Here is a 19,959-nt window from a genome sequence, read left to right as displayed (position 1 = left end):
TTTTAAATGAAAAAAAGTTTAGTTTATGTTTTGTCGGCGATGGTAATGGTTATAATTAGTGCTTCCTTTGCTTTTGCAGCGCCGGAAGCGGCAGCGGCAGCAGCAGCGGGAACTGTTGATTACACAAAAGCTATTATAATCGGTTGCTCAATAATTGGAGCAGGTCTTGCTATCGCTTTTGGTACAATTGGAACAGGTAATGGTATGGGCGCAGGTTTGAATGGCGCAACCAATGCTGTTGGTAGAAATCCTGAAGCTCAGGGTAAAATTCTTTTAACTATGATGGTCGGTCTTGCTATGATTGAATCTCTGGCCATTTACGCGCTGGTTGTTGCGTTGATCCTGCTTTACGCCAATCCGCTTTTGAAGTTGATTGCCTAAAAGAAGTTATTGCTATTATTATAGGGAGGGGGAGCGTACATCGACTTTCTCTCCCTTTTTTTTTAGTGAGACAAGCTGAAAACGAGCGTAGCGAAGTTTGTCCCTGCCACTTAAAAGAAGCGAGATAATTCGCTCTGAGATTTTTCGATCACTACGTTTCGAAAAATCAAGGCTCATTAAAGCGTAAGACGAACTAACCCGAAACGAAGCGTAGGGGTTAACGAAGCCACCCAAATCTATTCTTCCCCTATAACAACTTTGCCGCGTAAAACTTTTTTTTCTGCTTGCTGATGTTTTGCTGTAAGAATTTTCTCTTTAGCCCGTTTGCTGCGTTTTCTTTTTTGACGACGAATTTTTTCCAGTTTTTCTTTTTCTTGGGCAATAAAACGTATTTGCTGTTTTTCGATTTTATCCAGCAATAATCTTCGGGCCAGAAAACGATTTAACGATTGGGAGCGTTCCCTCTGACATTTGACTGAAAGGCCGGTCGGAATGTGAATTAAATAAACACAGGAAGAACTTTTATTGACTTTTTGTCCGCCGGGACCTGAAGAACGGATAAAAGATTCCTCAAAATCACTTTCCGCTACACCAAGTGTAAGCATCCTGTCCGCAAGTGATTTTGTTTTGTCGGAAGAAACGGGCATGATTTTTTACAAGTAATTTACGGGATAGAGTAAATTTCGTCGCCGATTAAGTGTACCCAGTGTTCCATAAGTATTTCTTTGGCTTCTTCAATCTTATCAACGCCGATAATAACTATAGTTTCTCTGCCAATACGATTGATAGTGGTGTAAAGATAATGAATATTAATTTCTGATTTGGCTAAAGGCTTTAATATGGCGTTCATACCACCGGAATGCAAGGGAACTTCTGCCGCCAAAACGGGAGTTACTTCAATATTTAAATTATAGCTTTCCAAAAGAGCAGCAGCACGGTCAGGATCATTGACTACAAGACGAACTCTGCTGTCTTCAGCGATGCTGGCCGCTGATACCGCTTTTACACTGATATCTTCCGAATCAAGAATATGGGTAAGCGCGGCAAAAGAACCGGGCACATTACCTAAAAGTACGGAAATTTGTTTGACAGACATAAAATCAACCTTATTAATTTTTCAGGTAATCGAATCCGGCAGTAAAAGCTTTGCGGTTAATTTCCGCAAGAGATTTTTTACGGCTGCCCATAATAGATTCCAGAGAGTTTAAATAAATTTCGGGAGAAACAATGCCTGATACTTTTATAAATGCTCCCATCATGATGATATTAACAACTTTGATGTTTCCAAGTTCCTGAGCGATATCGGCGCAAGGAACGCAAATGACATTGACGTCGTGCCGGTGGGGACGATCATTGATTATGGATGAATTCAAAAAAATCGTTCCGTCCGCGATAACTTTATTTTGAAAAGTGAAAAGGGAAGGGGAATTCAAAACTACAAGATAGTTAGGTTCCGAAGCGACGGGAGAAGCGATTTCTTCATCAGCTATCGCTACAGTGCAGTTAGCTGTTCCACCGCGCATTTCCGCGCCGTATGCCGGAAGATAGGTTACGTGAAATCCTTTATTCATCCCGCTGTTGGCCAAACTAATTCCCATCATCATGACTCCCTGGCCGCCAAATCCGGAAAATATCGTTTTGACAATCATGATTCCACCTCCGCAGTTTTTGTTGCCGCGGGAATGTCATCTTTAAAAACGCCGGGGGAAAATTCCTTGCTCATTACTTCGTCAATCCATTTGCAGGAATTGACAGAGCTCATTTTCCAGTTAGTCGGACAAGGCGAAAGAATTTCAATGAGTGAAAAACCATGCCCGTTAATCTGACATTGAAAGGCTTTCTTGATGGCTTTCTTTGTCTTAATTATATTGGCTGGAGAATTTACCATGCATCGCTCCAAATACGTCACGCCTTTTAACTGGGAGAAAATTTCACTTACCTTTATCGGATAACCATCTAATTTATTATTTCTGCCTAAAGGAGAGGTTGTTGTCTTTTGTTCCAGCATTGTTGTCGGTGCCATCTGCCCGCCGGTCATTCCGTAGACTGCGTTATTGATGAATATGATAGTAATATTTTCGCCGCGGTTTGCCGCATGAAAACTTTCCGCGATTCCAATCGCAGCCAGATCACCGTCTCCCTGATATGAGAAGACAACGCGATCCGGTAGAGAACGTTTAATTGCCGAAGCCATTGCCGGACCACGTCCGTGCGGTGCTTCAATCATATCCACATCAAAATAATTATAAGCCAGAACTGCGCAGCCTGCCGGAGGAACACCTATCGTAATACCTCTAATTCCCAACTCATCAATAACTTCAGCCGCAATACGATGAACAATACTATGTCCACAACCGGGGCAATAATGGAAGATCGCTTCTTTTAAGCTTTTCGGCCGTTGGTAAACGATTTTTGACATATCTTAATTACCTTAATTATTTAACCGTTCTTTCGTAAATTCTTGCTATAACATTGGCAAGCTCGGCCGGAGTAGGCACCGCGCCACCGGGTCGGCCGTGAAATCTAATATCAGCATACCCTTGCAGGGCCAGCCGTACATCTTCCAGCATTTGTCCCGTGCTCATTTCAAAAACAAGGAAGTGTTTAATATCTGCCGACAATAATCTCAGTTGTTGTTCAGGGAAAGGCCAGAGGGTTATTGGACGAAAAAGTCCTATATTCAGTCCGTTGCTCTGCAATCGTTTGATAGCTCCTTTAGCTATACGAGCTGCTGTTCCATATGCTACGATGACCATTTTGGCATCGTCAATGTTATATTCTTCATAAAGAGTTTCTTTCTTGGAAATGACTTCATATTTACGTGCCAGTTTCCAGTTATGTTCTTCCATGTCAATAGGATCCAGCAGCAAACCGCGAATGAATTTGCTTTTACCGTTACCGGCTCCTTGAAGCATAAATTTTTTATTGTAAACGCGGGGCTTGGGTTTTTTAAAAATAACAGGTTCCATCATCTGACCCATCATGCCGTCAGCAAGAATCATAACGGGATTACGATATTTATCGGCAAGGTCAAAAGCTTCCATTGTTAAATCAGCTAACTCCTGACAGGTTGCCGGAGCTAAAACAATGGTACGATAGTCTCCGTGTCCGCCGCCGCGCGTTGCCTGAAAATAATCACCTTGCGAAGGACGGATATTACCCAAGCCGGGTCCACCGCGCATAATATTGACAATAACGCCGGGAAGTTCACAGGCAGCCATGGAAGAAATACCTTCCTGTTTCAGGGAAATGCCGGGACTGGATGAAGATGTCATTACTCTAAGACCGGTGGCACTGGCTCCGGCAATCATGTTAATTGCGGCAATTTCGCTTTCCGATTGAATAAAAATGCCGCCTTCGGTTTTGCGTATATGCTCGGCCATATATTCGGGGATCTCATTCTGAGGCGTAATCGGATAGCCTGCATAAAAACGGCATCCAGCCCTTATCGCCGCCTCACAGATGATAAAATTTCCGGACATTAGTACTTTATTCACGGTAAACCTCGATAGCTACCTCCGGACACATGGTAGCGCATATGCCGCAACCGGTGCATTCCTTTTCTTCATTTGTACCGACAGGATGGTAACTATAGAAATTGTATTCTTTAGTGGGAACAATATGACCTTTTGGACAAAAATGGATGCAAAGAAGGCATTCCTTGCAGATTTCTTTATTAATTTTAATATATCCCTTCAAAATCAAACCTCATAAAATTCTCGGACACGGTATCTTGCTCATAATTGTCAGAAAGTCAAGTATTTTTAGCCTCACAACTCTTTTAGAGAAAAAATTTTGACCATTCAAGTGTACGATTTGCGGACAATTGCTCCGCTTAGCTTGTAGGAGCAGAGCCGATTGATCAAATTTTGCTTATTTGAAATCCTTTTAATTGTATTGCCACATATCTTTGTAAAATTTCTATAGAAACAACAAAAAGCTCTTTTTTGACATTACTTTTGACAACTATTCCCTCTATTCCGGCAAGCGGCCCGTCAATTATGCGAGCCGGCTCTCCCTCTCGGGGAAATTGAATTGTAAAAATTTCCGTTTTGGTATTCACAAAACAACGTATAGCGTCAATCTTATTGTCTGGCACCGGAATTGGTTCTGAATTTTCTTTTTTACCTAAGATACACACCACGCCGGCTGTTTTTAAAATGGCCAGTTTTGTTTCATTATCTAAAATAGTGGTTTCGGCAAAAACATATCCGGGAAAAAGGGGAGTAAGTATTTTCTTTCTCCTGTCTTTTTGCTTGCTCCATGATTCTATCTCAGGTAAAAAAGTAGTTAAATTCTTTTGAATAAGGCGGGTGTTTACCTTATATTCATGTCTGCTTCTTGTGTGTACGACGTACCATGGCATGATAATAAACCTTTAAAGAGCTATTCTTAATAAAAAAATTATAATATTTATCAACATTATGCAACGGAGAAATGATGAAATATTTGCGTATCAACGGAATTGAATTAGCTTTGGATGAGAGCGAAGAATTGCTGGCAGCAAAAGTTGCGACGGTTCTGGATATATCCATGGATGATATTGTCGCTATAGACGTCGTTAAGAAAGCATTGGATGCCCGTCGCCACAGATTGCCTCGTTTCGTTTATGCCCTTAGAATCAGCGTTTCCGAATATACGAAGTTACCTACTGAATTTAAGGAGGAAATTCAATCGACGGGAGAGGAATATAAATCGGGAATCCCGACTCTTTCCTTGGTTTCCCCACAGAAACTTCCTGTAGTAGTTATCGGCAGTGGTCCGGCTGGTCTTTTTGCTGCTTATGTTCTTGCCTTAAGAAATATTCCGGTGATCATTTTGGAAAGAGGAGCGCCAATAGAAGAACGCGTTAAAGATGTGAGGATATTCTGGGAACAGGGTATTCTTAATCCCCGGAGCAATGTTCTTTTTGGTGAAGGAGGTGCGGGAACTTTTTCCGATGGAAAACTTACCAGTCGAACAAAGAATCCCTATGCCTTGTGGGTAAAAAAGGTTTTAGTGCAAATGGGTGCATCATCAGAAATTATTGTTGAAGCCAAACCGCACATCGGTACTGATAAACTCCGGCAAATAATTGTGAATTTGAGAAAAACTCTCCTGGAGAGGGGTTGCAAAATTGAATTTAAAGCGCGGGCAACCGACTTATTAATCCATCAAAAAACTATATCGGCGGTTGTGATTAATGAAAAAGAAGAAATCAAAACGGATAATGTTATTTTAGCGATTGGTCAAAGCGCCGATGATACTTATTGGAAACTTTTTGAGCGTGGTGTCAAAATGGAATCCAAACCATTTGCCATGGGATTACGTGTAGAGCATCCTCAGGAATTAATTAATTCCATCCAGTATGGTAAATGGCGTAATCATCCGCAATTACCACCCGCAGAATATTTTTTGACAGCTTCAATTTCTGATTTACATCGTTCTGTATATACTTTTTGCATGTGTCCGGGCGGATCAGTTATTGGCTGCGGCGCTTCTCCCGGTTTTGTTATAACCAATGGCATGAGCAATGCCCGGCGCTCCGGTGAATTTGCCAATAGCGCCATAGTTGTCAATATCCGTGTCGATGACTTTGCATCCGATGATCGGCACCTTAGCGGACTTGATTTTCGTCAAATTTGGGAAAAGAAAGCTTTTATCTCAGGAGGCAGCAATTATCATGCGCCGGCACAGAAGATAACTGATTTTTTGCAGGAGAATCCTGCAGGTGCCGTCGGTAAGACAAGTTTTCTTCCCGGTGTAAAGCCCTCCGCGCTTGAGGATGTGCTGCCGGAATTCGTAACAGTTTCTTTAAGGCAGGGCATCAAGAAATTCGATAAAAAAATGCCCGGATTTATTACCGAAGATGCCCATTTGATCGGAGTAGAAACGAGGACTTCTTCGCCTTTGCGAATTTGTCGCCGCAGTGATGGTCAAAGCGAAAGTATCGGAGGCATTTATCCTTGCGGTGAAGGAGCCGGATATGCCGGAGGAATTGTCAGCTCAGCACTCGACGGAATTAAGGCTGCGCAAAAGCTAATCGATAATTTATAAAGTTAGACATCATCCCCTTTATCGGGGGTCATTTTAATCGGCTGTCGATGATAATATCATTTACGCACCTCGATACCTTTTGGATAGATAATATTTTTGCCAAGCCCAGGTTTCTAATATTGAGATCGCCCACTGCTTCAATGCCTTTGCCGATGATTTTCGGCGCAATAACAGTTACTATCCGGTTGGCTAAATTATTTTTTAATACTGAAGTAATTATCTGAGCGCCGCCTTCAACCAAAACAGATGATATTTTTCTTTCGGCAAGAAATTTAAATAATGCTCTTAAATCAACCCGTCCATCTTTATCGGCTTTGACAGATAAGATTTCCGCACCGGAAGAGGAAAGTTTTTTAAATTTTGGTTCGTCTGATTTTTTAATTGTCGCGATAACGGTTGGAACTCGAGAGGTATTTTGCAAAACTTTAGCCTTGGGAGAAATTTTTAATTCGGAATCAACAATAACGCGCAGAGGATTGCGGCCTTTTACAAGACGTACCGTTAATTCGGGGTTGTCTTTGTCCACTGTTTTCCGGCCGACTAAAATGGCGTCATGTTCCGCTCTTAGCTGGTGAGCGAATTTTAGAGAAGCTGCCGAGCTTATCCATTGGGATTCGCCAGTTGCTGTAGCTATGCGGCCATCCAATGTCTGGGCGTATTTTACTGTGACAAAAGGCAGGCCTGTTTCCATATAATGGAAAAATTTTTCATTGAGTTTACGGCATTCATTCTCCAGAACGCCGGTTTTAACCTCTATGCCACAGCTTTGCAAATAGTTGATGCCCTGGCACGAGACAAGAGGATTAGAATCTATTGCGCCGATAACAACGCGAGCAATTTTATGTTTGATGATGCTGTCTGTGCACGGAGGTGTTTTTCCCTCATGGCAGCAAGGTTCTAAAGTAACATAGAGTGTCGAACCGGCGATATTATTTCCGGCATCGTGGATAGCATTTATCTCGGCATGATTCCTGCCATATCGTTGATGGTAACCTCGTCCAATAATCCTGCCGTTTTTGACTATTACAGCGCCAACCATGGGATTAGGACCAACGTAAAAAAGTCCTTTCCGGGCAAGCGCAATAGCCAGTTTCATAAAATGTTCGTCATTCATAACTTTAAATTAATACCTCATTACCTTTTAAGTTGCAAAGAAATTTATTGTCGACAAAGACTAAGATATGATAAGAAAAAAATCAGTATTCAAAATAAATGCGACTTAAGGAGAAATCATGAAAGGAGTTGTTCTTGCCGGTGGATTAGGCAGCAGGCTTTATCCTCTGACAAAGGTAACTAATAAACATTTGCTTCCGGTTTATAATGAGCCGATGATTTATTATCCCATCAGAATTTTGGTTAATGCCGGAATTGAAGAAATATTAATTGTTACCGGAGGAAATAATGCCGGTGATTTTTTACGTCTGCTGGAAAATGGCAAAGAATTTGGTCTTAAGCATATTAACTATACATATCAGCAAGGTGAAGGTGGCATTGCTGCGGCTTTGAGTCTGGCCGAACATTTTGCCGATAAGGACAAAATAGTCGTAGTATTAGGAGATAATATTATTGAGACAAATATCCGGGCTGCGGCAGAAGAATTTCTTAAGCAGAAAGAGGGCGCCAGAATATTATTGAAGGAAGTGTCCGATCCTCAGAGGTTTGGCGTCCCTGTCTTTGAGGGAAAGAAAATTATTAGTGTGGAAGAAAAACCAGCCAATCCTGCTTCCAACTATGCCGTAATCGGTATCTACATGTATGATTACCGGGTATTTGAATTTATCCGGTCGCTAAAACCTTCAGAGCGCGGAGAGTTGGAGATTACCGATGTGAATAATTTTTACATTAGAGAAGGAAAGATGCAATGGGATGTGCTGGATGGCTGGTGGTCGGATGCAGGAACTTTTGAATCCTTGCAATCCGCCGGTAATATGGTTGCAAAAACAGGAGCGAACAAAATATGATCGATGGCGTAATAGTAAAAAAACTGAAAGTAATTCCTGATGAGCGTGGCCGGTTGATGGAAATCATGCGCGCGGATGATAATTTTTTTCAAAAATTCGGTCAGGTGTATATGACCACAGCCTATCCTGGAGTTGTCAAAGGTTGGCATTATCACAAAAAACAGGCTGATAATATGGCGGTAGTCAAAGGAATGATGAAGATAGTCCTCTACGATAGCCGCAAAGATTCGGCTACGTTTGGTGAGATTAATGAAATATTTGCAGGATGCCATAATCCCGTTTTGGTGCATATTCCGGCTTTTGTTTATCATGGTTTCAAATGCATTTCCGAAGAAGAAGCCATAGTTATTAATACACCGACAGAAGTTTATAATTATAATGAGCCGGATGAGTATCGGCTACCTGCGCATGGCAGTGAAATAAAGTATGATTGGGGGAGAAAAGACGGATAGATTTTAAAAGTAGAATAATGTACCAGAGCCGATTGGCAATTTTCAGCAAATCTGCTTTAAAAAAAATTATAAGTAACAAATTTAACAAGAGGGAATAGGGATAAAACTATGTTCTTAAATGTTTTTGTTTTCATTTTTGGCGCGGCCATTGGAAGCTTTTTAAATGTTTGTATCTTTCGACTACCGGCCAAAATGTCGATTGTAAAACCACGTTCCCAATGTCCCCACTGTCATCATCCTCTTCGTTTCTATGACAACATCCCTATAATCAGTTTCATTTTTCTACAGGGTATATGCCGCTATTGTGATAAACCCATATCCTGGCGTTACCCGCTGGTGGAATTAATTACAGCGCTGCTGGCGGTGCTAATATTTATAAAATTCGGTTTGACATTAAAATTTCTAGTTTTTTTCATTTTTATTGCAGTTTTAATTGTTATTACCTTTATAGATTTGGATCATCAGATTATCCCCGATATTTTAACATTACCGGGAATACCAATATTTACTCTGGCGGCAATTTTTTTAGTAAAGATACCCTGGCTGGAAGCTTTACTTGGCATATTAATCGGCGGCGGCATTCTTTTTGGGATTGCCGTTGTGTATGAATTTATTTCCAAACGTGAAGGAATGGGCGGGGGAGACATTAAGCTCTTGGCTATGATTGGCGGATTTTTAGGATGGAAATCCATAATCTTTATTCTTTTATTCAGTTCTTTTGCCGGAGCATTAATCGGTATATCCGTAATGATTATCAAGAAACAAGACATGAAATATGCGGTACCTTTTGGTCCTTTTTTGGCGGCAGCTGTAGTCGCTTATGTTTTTTGGGGGGAAGCAATTACCAGAACATTCTTTATAAGTTATTAAATTTACGGATGTAAATATTGATGTTTGATTTTAGCAAAAAGATTGTGATGTATTGCCAAAGCAAGAAAAAAAAGAAAGGAGATTTTTTATAAAAAAATCTGAAATTTTCAATATTATTTTTTCGTGTATTTTTCTTTTTGTTTCTATTTATTCAGAAAACTGTCTTGCTGCAGAAAAACCGGAGAATAAAGTAAACAGGGAATGCATCTTCCCGAACATTCAAGAAATTAAAGATATTATCGCAACGAAATTGAATGCTCCGGAAGGAAAATTACTGGACATCAATGAAACACCGGTTAAAGGGCTTTGTGAGATAGTTTTTGACAATAGGGGAAGGACAGGTGTTTTTTATCTTTCCTCCGATAAAAATTATCTGATTTCCGGACCTATGTGGAAAACCACAGACATGTACAATATGACAATGGAGAGAATAACGGCAGTTAAAGATAAAAAGAGAATTGACGTATATAAAATACCTATTGAAAAAAGTATCATCCTTGGGGAAAGTAACGCCAAAAAGAAGGTTATTATCTTTGCCGATCCGGATTGTCCCTATTGCTTTCAGCTTCATCAAACCATGAAGCAAATTGTTGTGAAAAGAAAAGATATCGCCTTTTATATTAATTTTTCCCCACTGAATATACATAAAGATGCTTATTGGAAATCAAAGAGCATATTGTGCAACAAGTCTTTGCAAATGCTGGAAGATAACTTTGCAAGAAAAGTGATATCAAGAACAGACTGCAAGACTGATGAGATCGATAATTCAATAAAACTTGCCGTGTCACTCGGTATTTCGGGAACCCCTGCCATCATATTGCCGGATGGAAGATTAAGAGACGGAGCAATCCCTGAAATTGAGTTGACGGAACTGATAGATGGGAAAAGGTGACATGCAAAGATCAAGAGGTTTTTCACTTTTGGAATTGGTAATTATAATGGGCATTATAGCCATACTGACTTCAATTGCAGTTTTTTCGTGGAGTCGTTATACAGCTAATAATAATTTAAAAGCCGCAACGGCCGAAATGCAAGCGGACTTTTTGCTGATGAGAAAAAAAGCGATGTCCGATTCGGGAATAGGTGGCAGTGTTTATACGATTACCTTTGATATAGATCACAATAATTATACTATGTCAGTCACGACGATGGACACTGCCGGCAATGTTACGGTTAATACAATCGGACCCAAAACACCCGCCTCGTTTGCACCGGATATCAAAATTAAAGAAATAAGTCTTTTTTCTCCTTCTGTTGGGACAATCACCTCCGGTGCGGCAACAATAAATTGTGAGAGAAGAGGTACAATAGACCCTGTAAGTGGACATATACAATTGGGCAACGGATTAAGCTCTGCGTCAAACATAACCTTCAATGTTACGGGAAGAACCTATGTTAAACATTATTTTCGATAAACGCGGCATAACCATTGTCGAGATGCTGGTAGCCGTTCTATTGACAACTACAGCAGTGATTTCAATTACTTTTCTTCAGGATACGTCATGGAAAACAGTGGCCAAATCTGACTATCTGGGCAGAGCGGCAGGAATCTTGTACAGCGAACTGGAGAGACGAGAAGCGATCATCATGAATCCATCAGCTTTAGTCACTGAAGGCACAATGGAAAAAACAGTTTATCCTAGCGGGCAGGAAACGGCCATTGAAGGAGATATACCATTTTTAGTGAATACGACCATTGCCAGCCTGGGAACAGGAACCAATGCCTGGCGGGTGACAATTAATGTCAAGTGGCCGCCCTTGAACAGCACGGGAATAACCGAGAACATGATAGTAACAAGACAGGATAGATATAAATTTTAGTATAAGCAAGGCGGCAGATACTTTATGGGTGATAAAAAGGGCTTTACTCTGATTGAACTGTTGGTAACGATGATTATAGGAACAGTCTTGATTGCGGCAATATATTCAATGATTAACTTAACCCAGAAGTCCAGCGCGGGTATAGAAAGAAGAATAGCCGCCCAGCAGGATGAAAAAACCGCTCTGGACCTGATGGCTATGGAAATACGCATGGCATCTTTTAACCCGTTATACATTCCTGATAGTCAGCTCTGGCTTAATACATATTGCAATGCGGTAGCTGATCATTCTGATTACAGGGGAATTCAGGAAGCAACTAAAAATTCCATAACGATCCAGATGGATATTAATGAAAATGGAAGTGTTGCAGATTCTAACGAAGTTATTAAATACGAATATATTCCTGGTTCCCTTTATATTAGACGGGGAACGAGATGCGGATACGGCTATTCTTTTCTTGGTGCTCCGGCATACAGTGGAACAACAAGAAATGTAAGGGTAATAAATAACAACTTCAATCCGGCTGTTCCCGTATTCAGGTACTATAACGGAGCCGGAGCGGAAATAACTGAAGCGATGGCCAGTGATTACAGCAGTCCCACAACCGGAATACCGGCTATCCGGAGGATTATGATTACACTCGTCGTAGAAGCAGAAAACCCCGATCTTACAACAGGAAAACGGAAAGTAATGGTTTACTCGACAAGTGTAATTGTCCGGAACCATGCACCGAAAGTTAAAATTTAATCAAAGAGAGCTTTTTATGCTGATATCCAACAAAAGATTAATTAAATCTGAAAAAGGATTTGCCCTTGTTCTTGCCCTAATTGCCATCTCTATCCTGATCGCTCTGGGAGCTCTGGTTATCTCGTTGTCCACAGGAGACATCTTGGAAAGTTCGCGGATGCTCGGTGACAAAAAAGCGCTGATCGCGGCGGAAAAAGGCATTAACCGTTTGACACAGAGATTTGATCCCCTCAATCTCGGGGTCATCAATACTATATCTGATGATTCGATTATCGACGCATATTCTAAATATACCGTATATACACCGGGGCCGGCGTCCAAAGGTCCTGAGTTTGTCCCGATAGAAGGCATGGAAGTTATGGGCAGTCAACAACTTGGCTTGGCCAGGTATGATACGAACGTGGTCGGTGAAAACACACAGAGTCGTACGAGAGTCACTATTGGAGTCGGACTCGGTTACGGGCCGGTCCAAATGGGTCCCTAAAATTTTTACATCTCCGGATATTAGAGGTATTATGAAAAATCATAAGTTTTATCTGTTGCTGTTCATGTTTCTGATCACATTTCTTTGTTTCTTTAACGGAGGGATATACGCAACAACAGGCGAGGAAGAACTGCTCAGCTCAACCAATGATCCGGATGCCTTGATTCTTTTAGATCTTTCCGGCTCTATGCTCGCGGATCCGACGAACATTGCAAACTCAAGTGGTACCAAGATAAGATATGGGACCACCAGTTGTTCCGGAACGACTTTTTATAACGATACGAGCCATTCCGGATATACCACGGATTGCCGCAAGGTAACCATTGCCAAGCGCGTGATTCAAGATATTCTAGACGATACCAATAACAGCGTTATTAATTCCGACGACAGAGCCACTCTGGGCGTTAGATTCGGCTACATGAGGTTCTATAACTGCGCGCAAACTTCTGCGGAAGGAACGAAGGTATACGGAGCGACAAGTGATTGTGTACCGAACAAGTCTGCGTGTACCGGCACCGGTTGCGGACGCACCGATGGATTTTGCAACAGCGCTATTACCACAGGAATAAACTACTACTCGGCCAATACAAACTGTACCGCGGACGCCATAAACTGTGCCGGTAGCTCCTGCGGACGCGATGACGGCTTTTGTGACAGTTCCACCGCAGCATTTACCTATTACTCGTCCAGTGCAGCCTGCACTTCAGACACGGTACATTGCACCGGCACCGGTTGCGGAAGAACTGACGGCTTTTGCGACAGCGCCGTCAGCGGCCCGACTTTTTATGCTGCTTCCTCGTGCTCTACCCCCAATCAGGCTTATGGCAACTGTACTGGCGGATACCCAGGCGACTGCAAAGACGGATTCTGCAATAGTTATCATTCTGCCGATACTTATTTTGCCCACGAAGACTGCAGTGTTCCTGACGACGTTCCGTTCGGGTGTAAAGATTTGTTGGGCTTTTGCCGCGGCGGATTCTGCTCCATAGCTATCCCCGGATGCTCAAAAAGATGCCAGTCCCTGGGCTGCACGGTAGCCTGCGCGATTCCCTGCAACAACCCCTGTTACACAACCGGCTGCACCAATTTATGCACGTCACCCAGTTGTGCTGAAGATTGCGGCAGCACCACTACCACGAATGAAAGCTGGCAGACAGGCTGTAATACTCTGATCGCTCCTATCAATACCCTTTACAGTTGTATTTACTGCCGGGATAAAAACTCCTGTCCTTACTCATCTCTTTCGGCGTGCACCAATACTGCCGCCGTGGGCAACGAAACTGCTGTAGGCGGCACGCATCTGGCGGCTGGTCTCAATGAGGCAAAATTGTATCTGGATTACCATAAATCAACGGAAACTGCCCAGCAGCAGCTCTGCCGCAAGAAATTTGTCATTCTGATTTCCGACGGAGACGATACCTTTGGATGTACTGGAACCGGCTATGAAACTCAAAAAGATCAGTATAAGAGAAGAAGGGAATCCGTTGCCAAAGCCAAACTGCTGGCCGACGCCGGCTATAAAGTGTTTGTTATCGGTTTTGGACAAAATATGCAGAGCTGGAGCAAGAATACTCTCAACTGGATGGCTTACTACGGAGGAACGGACAATCCCGATGAAACTAATTCAGGCACGACAACTGGCTACTCTATTGCTTCCGGTTCGTTTTATCCATCAGGAATAACAAGTTGTCAAGCTTCAACGACAAGCCCGGCTTCCAGCTACCCCTGTGATAATAAAACCATCGGTTGTCTTGCCGCGGCGAATGATCCCGGTGGAAACTCACTTGGCGGATATGCCTTTATCGCGGCAGATACCTCCGCCCTGACCGCTGCTATAAAAACGGCTCTGAATATCATTCGCGAATCAACATACTCCTTTACGCAGTCCTCCGTTCAGTTATCAAGAACTGCGGACGAAAATTATATTTATGAGGCTTCCTTTCAACCCATAGCCGATGATCCCTTCTGGCACGGGCATTTAAAAAAGTATGCTATAAACACCGACGGCTCGGTGGGAAGCATGGTAACAAACGGAGATGCCGGTTTAAATCTTCAAATGAAAGACGGCTCCACCCGGACGATTAAAACAATGGCCGGCGGCAACTCACTTATATCTTTCAGTACGAGTATCGATCCCTCATATTTTGGCTATTCGGATACTGCCTCAAGAGATGCCGTGGTTGGCTATATTCAGGGTCTTTCAGCCTACAATCCCGACAGCGAGGCCGGGATGGGCATTTTTAAACTGGGAGATGTTTTTCGTTCCACACCTGTTGCCGTAACAACCCCTTCTGCCTATTTCTTCGACACCCGCGACATTTATAGTTCGGGATGTACTGAGCGAAAATCAACATCGGCATTCACCGAATTTCGCGGCAGCCACTGCCGGGCATCATCATGCAGTTCTTCTGACGATCAGGGTAGACGCCTGATTGTCGTCGGGGCCAATGACGGTCAGCTGCACGCCTTTAAAACCAAGGATATGTCGGAGGCCTGGAGTTTTGTTCCGCCGAATCTTTTGCCTAAATTGAGAATGATCGTCCATAGCAACGATCCTTCCACACTATCCCATCAGCTTTTTGTTGATGGACAAGTGAATGTGCAGAATGTCTGGCTGGGTTCCGGTAACGGAACTTGCAAAAGTTCTTCAGATTGGAAGACAGTGCTGGTATTCGGAGAAGGCAGAGGAACAAACCCCTATACCTGGAGCAACTCTCAGTACTGCGATTCAACTTTTAATTCCGAATACGACAGCACCTATTACCCTTATTATTGCGGATACTATGCTCTCAACATGACGGATCCCTTAAGCCCGTCATTTATGTGGCATCTCACCGGAAGCGGAACTAACGGTGCCATAGAATCATCGCGCGGTCCTTATCTGGGTGACGCCTGGAGCAAAATGGTCATCGGCAAGATAATCGATCACTGGGATACTTCCAAAACACCGGCCACAGCGGTGGAAAAATGGGTTGGTTTTATCGGCGGCGGTTACAATGGTTCGAGCTGTTCGACGACAAGTTGCGCGACATGTGACTGCCGGGGCAAGGGATTCTTCGTCGTCGATTTAAGTAACGGGCAGATTCTCTGGAGCTTCACGTTGGGCAGCAGTGATGCCAACACCACAAACACGAATATGAAATACAGTATTCCCGCCGACCCGGGCATTGCCGACACCGATAACGACGGTTTTATCGACACGGCCTATATTGGTGATCTCGGCGGCAATATGTGGAGATTTAAATTCTGCAAATATTCATCTTCTGCCAGTTGCACCAGCAGTAATTGGAGCGGAGCGCGAATGTTTGACGGAAGCACTATTTCTCCAAGAAAGCCGATTTACTCTTCTCCGTCCGGGGCCTGGGATGGAAAAGAAAATTTCTGGGTTTACTGGGGCACGGGCGATAAAAATGATCCCATGAGTATCCCCAGTGACTCTTCTTTCGATAGATTTTTTGCCGTAAAGGACGACTTCACCACAATGAACACTCTCAGTGGATTGAAAAATGTTACTAATCCGGGTACTAAATATTGCAATTCAGTTACCGATTGTAGCGGAACGATTAGTAGTGAAAAAGGATATTACATTAATTTTAGAGCAGACGGAGAAAAGTCGTTGTCGGAAGCCCTTGTATACGGAGGTGTAGTATATTTCACGACTTACGTGCCGACAAGCAGTTCGGAAACAGCATCCTGCAATCAACAGGGACATGCACTTCTCTATGGAATAAATTTTACAACTGCAGCTCCCGCTTTAAATGGTGGGGCGGCAAGCAGCATGGTAATCGGAACAGGAATTCCTTCCGCGCCTGTCGTTTCCATGAGACCGGGGGGAGTTTCGGCTGCCGATCTTTATATAACAGTAAGCAGCGGATTTTCCCCGGGTGATTATGGTGGCGTAGAAGGAGTTGATACTGACCGCCGTAAAGGAGGAACCCCTGCCGGTGGTGTATGTACAGGTGCGGATTGTAAAAATTCAGGCAAAGCCTTTTCACCCCTCGGACTGGCAAATAAAAATAATGTCCTGTTTTGGAAGGATCGAAGACTGGAATAGTTATTTTTGTAAATATTTATCAAAATTACGGATAATGAAATTTTTAAAAACCGGTTTTGAGAGAAGAAAAGTGAAATTTCTTGACATAAGGATTATATCTCTATAGATATTTTTAAAGAAGTCCGAAAGCCTGACAACTTGATTTTGATTACTTTTTAAGAAAAGGATTTGTTCATGGGTACGGAAAGAAAATATTGCGCTATTTGCGCCTGGAGAGGCAATTGTCAGAAAAGATTCAGTGTCTCGACGGATGCTCAGGGATTTGTTCATTGTCCCGATTATTCCCGCGATATGTCCATTAAGGACAACCAAATCGACGACGCTGTAAGAAAAGACCAGCAAGTTTCATAAATGTTTAACAGTTCAACTTGCAGTGACAAGCAGTAAATGATATTTATAACTGCTTGTCATTTTTTTTATAAGGTGTAAGAAAAATTATGAAAAATGTAATTATTAATATACTGGAAAACGCCCTGAATATTTCCTTCCAAAAAGGACAGCTTCCCGAATTTTCCCTGCCGTATCTGGAAGTGGAACCGACCGGAAATCCCGAACATGGAGATTACGCTACAAATACAGCTATGATTCTGGCGGCGCAAATCAAACAGAATCCGCGTAAAATCGCGCAGATAATTCAGGAAAATCTTCTCGATAAGGGAAGTATTATTGAAAAAACGCAAATAGCCGGTCCCGGCTTTATAAACTTTTTCATCAAAGACGATGTCTGGCAGCAAGCTTTAAAAAATATTGACGATCAAAAAGAAAAATATGGATTTCTCAATTATGGCGCCGGTAAAAAAGTACAGGTGGAATTTGTCAGCGCCAATCCTACCGGACCTTTGCATATCGGTCATGCCCGCGGTGCTGTTGTCGGCGATGTCATTACTAATCTGCTGACAACCGTCGGTTATCGAATTTCCAAAGAATATTATATCAATGATGCCGGCAACCAGATGAATAATTTAGGTAAATCAGTCCTGTTGCGTTATCGGGAATTGCTGGGCGAAAAAATTGAATTTCCGGAGACATGTTATCGCGGCGATTATATCAAAGATATTGCCGGTAAAATTATTAAAGAAGAAGGTGAGAAATATCTGCACTCCACCGAAGAAGCAGCAATAAGCTATTTTACTTCTATTGCCGGACAGATAATTCTGGAAGAAATTAAAATTGATTTGAGAGATTTTGGCGTAGTCTTCGATGAGTATTTCAGCGAAAAAGAATTATATAAAAACGATGGAGTGACTAAACTACTGGATAAATTGAAAAAGCAGGGATTTGTTTATTCCGACGGCGAGACATTGTGGTTTAAAACAACTGATTTCGGTGATGAAAAAGACAGGGTTGTCATCCGTAAAAACGGTGAACCGACATATTTTGCCGCTGACATTGCCTATCATCAGAATAAATTTGCCCGCGGTTTTGATACGGTTATTGATATCTGGGGCGCGGATCATCATGGTTATATGCCGCGTATGTGGGCGGGAATTCAGGCACTGGGTTACAGTAAAGAATCTTTAAAAATAATTCTTGTTCAATTAGTAAATCTTCTTCGGAGCGGAGTGCCTGTGGCAATGTCCACGCGTTCCGGCGAATTTGTAACTCTGCGGGAAGTGCTTGATGAAGTTGGCAGGGACGCCGCCCGCTATAATTTTCTCATGCGCAGATCCGACAGCCATCTTGATTTCGATCTGGAAGTGGCCAAAAAGCAATCCAATGAAAATCCCGTATATTATGTGCAATACGCCCACGCGCGAATTTGCAGCATCTTGAAAATGGCGCAGGAGCGTGGCATTGCTATGCCGGTTTACGCTGATACCGATCTTTCTTTTTTGAGAGAACCGGAAGAAAAAACATTGATCAAAATGCTGGTGCGTTATCCTGAAACTATCTATGGAACCGCTAAATCTTTAGAGCCTCACCGCATTCCTTTTTATTTAAATGAGTTAGCCGGAGTTTTCCATAGCTATTATAACAAAAATAAAGTAATTTCAGAAAATGATGGACTGACCGCGGCGAGATTGTTCCTGATAATGGAAATAAAAATTGTCTTACAGAATGCTTTGAATATTTTAGGTGTGAGCGCACCGGAAAAAATGTAGTGAGCCAAGCTGATAATGAGACCCAAGCTTCAGAAACGTAGTGCGCTGAAGATTGCTGGACGAATTATACCAGGCGCATAGCGCCGTGGTAAAACTAATCCCGATGAGTCGAAATGAAGTTTGAAGCGTAAGGCGTAGTGAGATTCTCTGAAGACAAGCGAAGCGAAGTATGAAGAGTAAGTCGAACTATCCAATCCCGATAACATCGAGATTGGGAACAATCCCCGAAGTGGAGAGGGATACTGAACAGGCGAAGCAATGTGGGGTTTATACTCTTTATTTATTAAAATATATTTAAAGTAGAATCGATGGCTTCCGGAAATATTAAGAACTTTGAATTAAAAGTAGGAAAAGCAGGATTAATCATCATCGTTGTCGGTATGTCCGCTCTTTTATGTACGGCTTTTTTATTCGGCATTGAAGTCGGTAAAAACATTGATGTTTACCCGGAGAAAATCGCTGCCTTTCCTCAAACGGTTTTATCATTGGTTTGGCGACCGGCTAAAATCAAGGCTGCCCCAGGCACATCAGATAATAAAAGCGCGCAGAAGCAGCCTCAATCGCAGGAAAATATTGATCTAACTTTTTACAGCACCCTTACCAATAAAAAAGGTGTTTTAAATGAAGAATCGATTACCGATAAGCAAGCAACATTTTCAGAATCTCAAGTTGGCGATTATAAATTAGATGTTCAGAAACAGGCAGAGGTTGTCGGCGAGAAAAATAAAGAGAAAAGTGAGCCCAAAGGAAAAGAAGTAACTCCTGCTATGGTTTACAGTAAGCAGAAATTCATGATTCAAGTAGTCTCTTTAAAGGAAAAAAATAAAGCCAATAAGATAGGCAAAAAAATAGACTCGTTAGGTTTTACATCACAAGTGGTTAAGATTGAAAATAAGAAAAAAGGAATTTTGTTTCGCGTATTTGTTCCCGGTTTCGAAAATAAAGTTCAGGCACAGGAAGCAGCGCAAAAAATATTTCAAAAAACCGGGCTAAATTGTATCATCAAATCTGTTGATGATGAAGAAAAGAAAAACTAAAATAAATATCAGGT

21 protein-coding genes are annotated in these 19,959 nt (G+C 42.2%); 13 read left to right on the top strand and 8 right to left on the bottom strand.

From position 1 onward, the window contains the following. Window positions 1-6: 6 nt before the first annotated feature. Window positions 7-381 carry an ATP synthase F0 subunit C gene (locus CVU62_05265; protein ID PKN38270.1) on the top strand — a complete coding sequence of 125 codons (375 nt, stop codon included), beginning with the start codon at window positions 7-9 and terminating at the stop codon, window positions 379-381. Between the two features lie 236 nt (window positions 382-617). On the opposite strand, the gene CVU62_05260 is transcribed toward CVU62_05265, so the two are convergent. From CVU62_05260 to CVU62_05230, 7 genes are all read right to left on the bottom strand, one after another. Continuing rightward, window positions 618-1,028, bottom strand: coding sequence for a peptide chain release factor-like protein (locus tag CVU62_05260; protein ID PKN38269.1), 411 nt, complete (start codon window positions 1,026-1,028; stop codon window positions 618-620). A 17-nt stretch (window positions 1,029-1,045) separates the two neighbouring features. Beyond that, window positions 1,046-1,477, bottom strand: a complete 432-nt coding sequence (locus CVU62_05255; GenBank protein PKN38268.1) for a hypothetical protein — start codon at window positions 1,475-1,477, stop codon at window positions 1,046-1,048. Between the two features lie 13 nt (window positions 1,478-1,490). Beyond that, window positions 1,491-2,030, bottom strand: coding sequence for a 2-oxoacid:ferredoxin oxidoreductase subunit gamma (locus CVU62_05250; protein PKN38267.1), 540 nt, complete (start codon window positions 2,028-2,030; stop codon window positions 1,491-1,493). Further along, window positions 2,027-2,800: a 2-oxoglutarate oxidoreductase gene (locus CVU62_05245; GenBank protein ID PKN38266.1), complete on the bottom strand. Its 774-nt coding sequence runs from the start codon at window positions 2,798-2,800 to the stop codon at window positions 2,027-2,029. Before CVU62_05245 ends, CVU62_05250 begins: the two co-directional genes overlap by 4 nt. Window positions 2,801-2,816: 16 nt before the next feature. Then, entirely contained in the window at window positions 2,817-3,878 is a 1,062-nt protein-coding gene (locus CVU62_05240; GenBank protein PKN38265.1) for a 3-methyl-2-oxobutanoate dehydrogenase subunit VorB, read from the bottom strand. Further along, window positions 3,871-4,080: a tungsten formylmethanofuran dehydrogenase gene (locus CVU62_05235; protein PKN38264.1), complete on the bottom strand. Its 210-nt coding sequence runs from the start codon at window positions 4,078-4,080 to the stop codon at window positions 3,871-3,873. The genes CVU62_05240 and CVU62_05235 overlap by 8 nt, the downstream gene beginning before the upstream one ends. 163 nt (window positions 4,081-4,243) lie before the next feature. Then, complete coding sequence (locus CVU62_05230) at window positions 4,244-4,747, bottom strand: antitermination protein NusG (GenBank protein PKN38263.1); 504 nt, start codon at window positions 4,745-4,747, stop codon at window positions 4,244-4,246. A gap of 74 nt (window positions 4,748-4,821) precedes the next feature. Between CVU62_05230 and CVU62_05225 the strand changes: the two genes are divergently transcribed. Next, window positions 4,822-6,417 carry a hypothetical protein gene (locus CVU62_05225; GenBank protein ID PKN38262.1) on the top strand — a complete coding sequence of 532 codons (1,596 nt, stop codon included), beginning with the start codon at window positions 4,822-4,824 and terminating at the stop codon, window positions 6,415-6,417. 28 nt (window positions 6,418-6,445) lie between these two features. Here CVU62_05225 and ribD read toward each other — a convergent pair whose 3' ends face one another. Then, window positions 6,446-7,531, bottom strand: coding sequence for a riboflavin biosynthesis protein RibD (ribD, locus tag CVU62_05220; protein PKN38261.1), 1,086 nt, complete (start codon window positions 7,529-7,531; stop codon window positions 6,446-6,448). A 118-nt stretch (window positions 7,532-7,649) separates the two neighbouring features. Between ribD and CVU62_05215 the strand changes: the two genes are divergently transcribed. The 11 genes from CVU62_05215 (at window position 7,650) to CVU62_05165 (ending at window position 19,945) form a co-directional block, all read left to right on the top strand. Continuing rightward, window positions 7,650-8,378: a spore coat protein gene (locus CVU62_05215; protein PKN38260.1), complete on the top strand. Its 729-nt coding sequence runs from the start codon at window positions 7,650-7,652 to the stop codon at window positions 8,376-8,378. Beyond that, a complete protein-coding gene (locus CVU62_05210) occupies window positions 8,375-8,830 on the top strand; it encodes a dTDP-4-dehydrorhamnose 3,5-epimerase (GenBank protein PKN38259.1) in 456 nt (151 codons plus the stop codon). Before CVU62_05215 ends, CVU62_05210 begins: the two co-directional genes overlap by 4 nt. 108 nt (window positions 8,831-8,938) lie before the next feature. Next, window positions 8,939-9,700 carry a prepilin peptidase gene (locus CVU62_05205; protein ID PKN38258.1) on the top strand — a complete coding sequence of 254 codons (762 nt, stop codon included), beginning with the start codon at window positions 8,939-8,941 and terminating at the stop codon, window positions 9,698-9,700. A gap of 52 nt (window positions 9,701-9,752) precedes the next feature. Then, the gene (locus tag CVU62_05200) at window positions 9,753-10,592 is read left to right on the top strand and encodes a hypothetical protein (protein PKN38257.1); all 840 of its coding nucleotides are present in this window, start codon (window positions 9,753-9,755) and stop codon (window positions 10,590-10,592) included. Beyond that, window positions 10,579-11,115 carry a hypothetical protein gene (locus CVU62_05195; protein ID PKN38256.1) on the top strand — a complete coding sequence of 179 codons (537 nt, stop codon included), beginning with the start codon at window positions 10,579-10,581 and terminating at the stop codon, window positions 11,113-11,115. The genes CVU62_05200 and CVU62_05195 overlap by 14 nt, the downstream gene beginning before the upstream one ends. Next, on the top strand, window positions 11,093-11,521 hold the full coding sequence (locus CVU62_05190; GenBank protein ID PKN38255.1) for a hypothetical protein: 429 nt from the start codon (window positions 11,093-11,095) through the stop codon (window positions 11,519-11,521). Before CVU62_05195 ends, CVU62_05190 begins: the two co-directional genes overlap by 23 nt. A 24-nt stretch (window positions 11,522-11,545) precedes the next feature. Continuing rightward, window positions 11,546-12,268 carry a hypothetical protein gene (locus tag CVU62_05185; GenBank protein PKN38254.1) on the top strand — a complete coding sequence of 241 codons (723 nt, stop codon included), beginning with the start codon at window positions 11,546-11,548 and terminating at the stop codon, window positions 12,266-12,268. A gap of 16 nt (window positions 12,269-12,284) precedes the next feature. Further along, window positions 12,285-12,752 (top strand): hypothetical protein, encoded by a 468-nt coding sequence (locus CVU62_05180; protein ID PKN38253.1) that lies wholly within the window; start codon window positions 12,285-12,287, stop codon window positions 12,750-12,752. After that, window positions 12,658-16,806 (top strand): hypothetical protein, encoded by a 4,149-nt coding sequence (locus CVU62_05175; protein PKN38252.1) that lies wholly within the window; start codon window positions 12,658-12,660, stop codon window positions 16,804-16,806. Before CVU62_05180 ends, CVU62_05175 begins: the two co-directional genes overlap by 95 nt. A 437-nt stretch (window positions 16,807-17,243) precedes the next feature. Next, the gene (locus CVU62_05170; GenBank protein ID PKN38251.1) at window positions 17,244-18,908 is read left to right on the top strand and encodes an arginine--tRNA ligase; all 1,665 of its coding nucleotides are present in this window, start codon (window positions 17,244-17,246) and stop codon (window positions 18,906-18,908) included. A gap of 308 nt (window positions 18,909-19,216) precedes the next feature. After that, entirely contained in the window at window positions 19,217-19,945 is a 729-nt protein-coding gene (locus tag CVU62_05165; GenBank protein ID PKN38250.1) for a hypothetical protein, read from the top strand. Window positions 19,946-19,959: the final 14 nt, after the last annotated feature.

This window comes from Deltaproteobacteria bacterium HGW-Deltaproteobacteria-2 (assembly GCA_002840505.1).
Taxonomy (GTDB): domain Bacteria; phylum Desulfobacterota; class Syntrophia; order Syntrophales; family Smithellaceae; genus Smithella.
The sequence above is the reverse complement of the archived record's forward strand: the minus strand, read 5'-3'. Positions and strand labels throughout refer to the sequence as shown.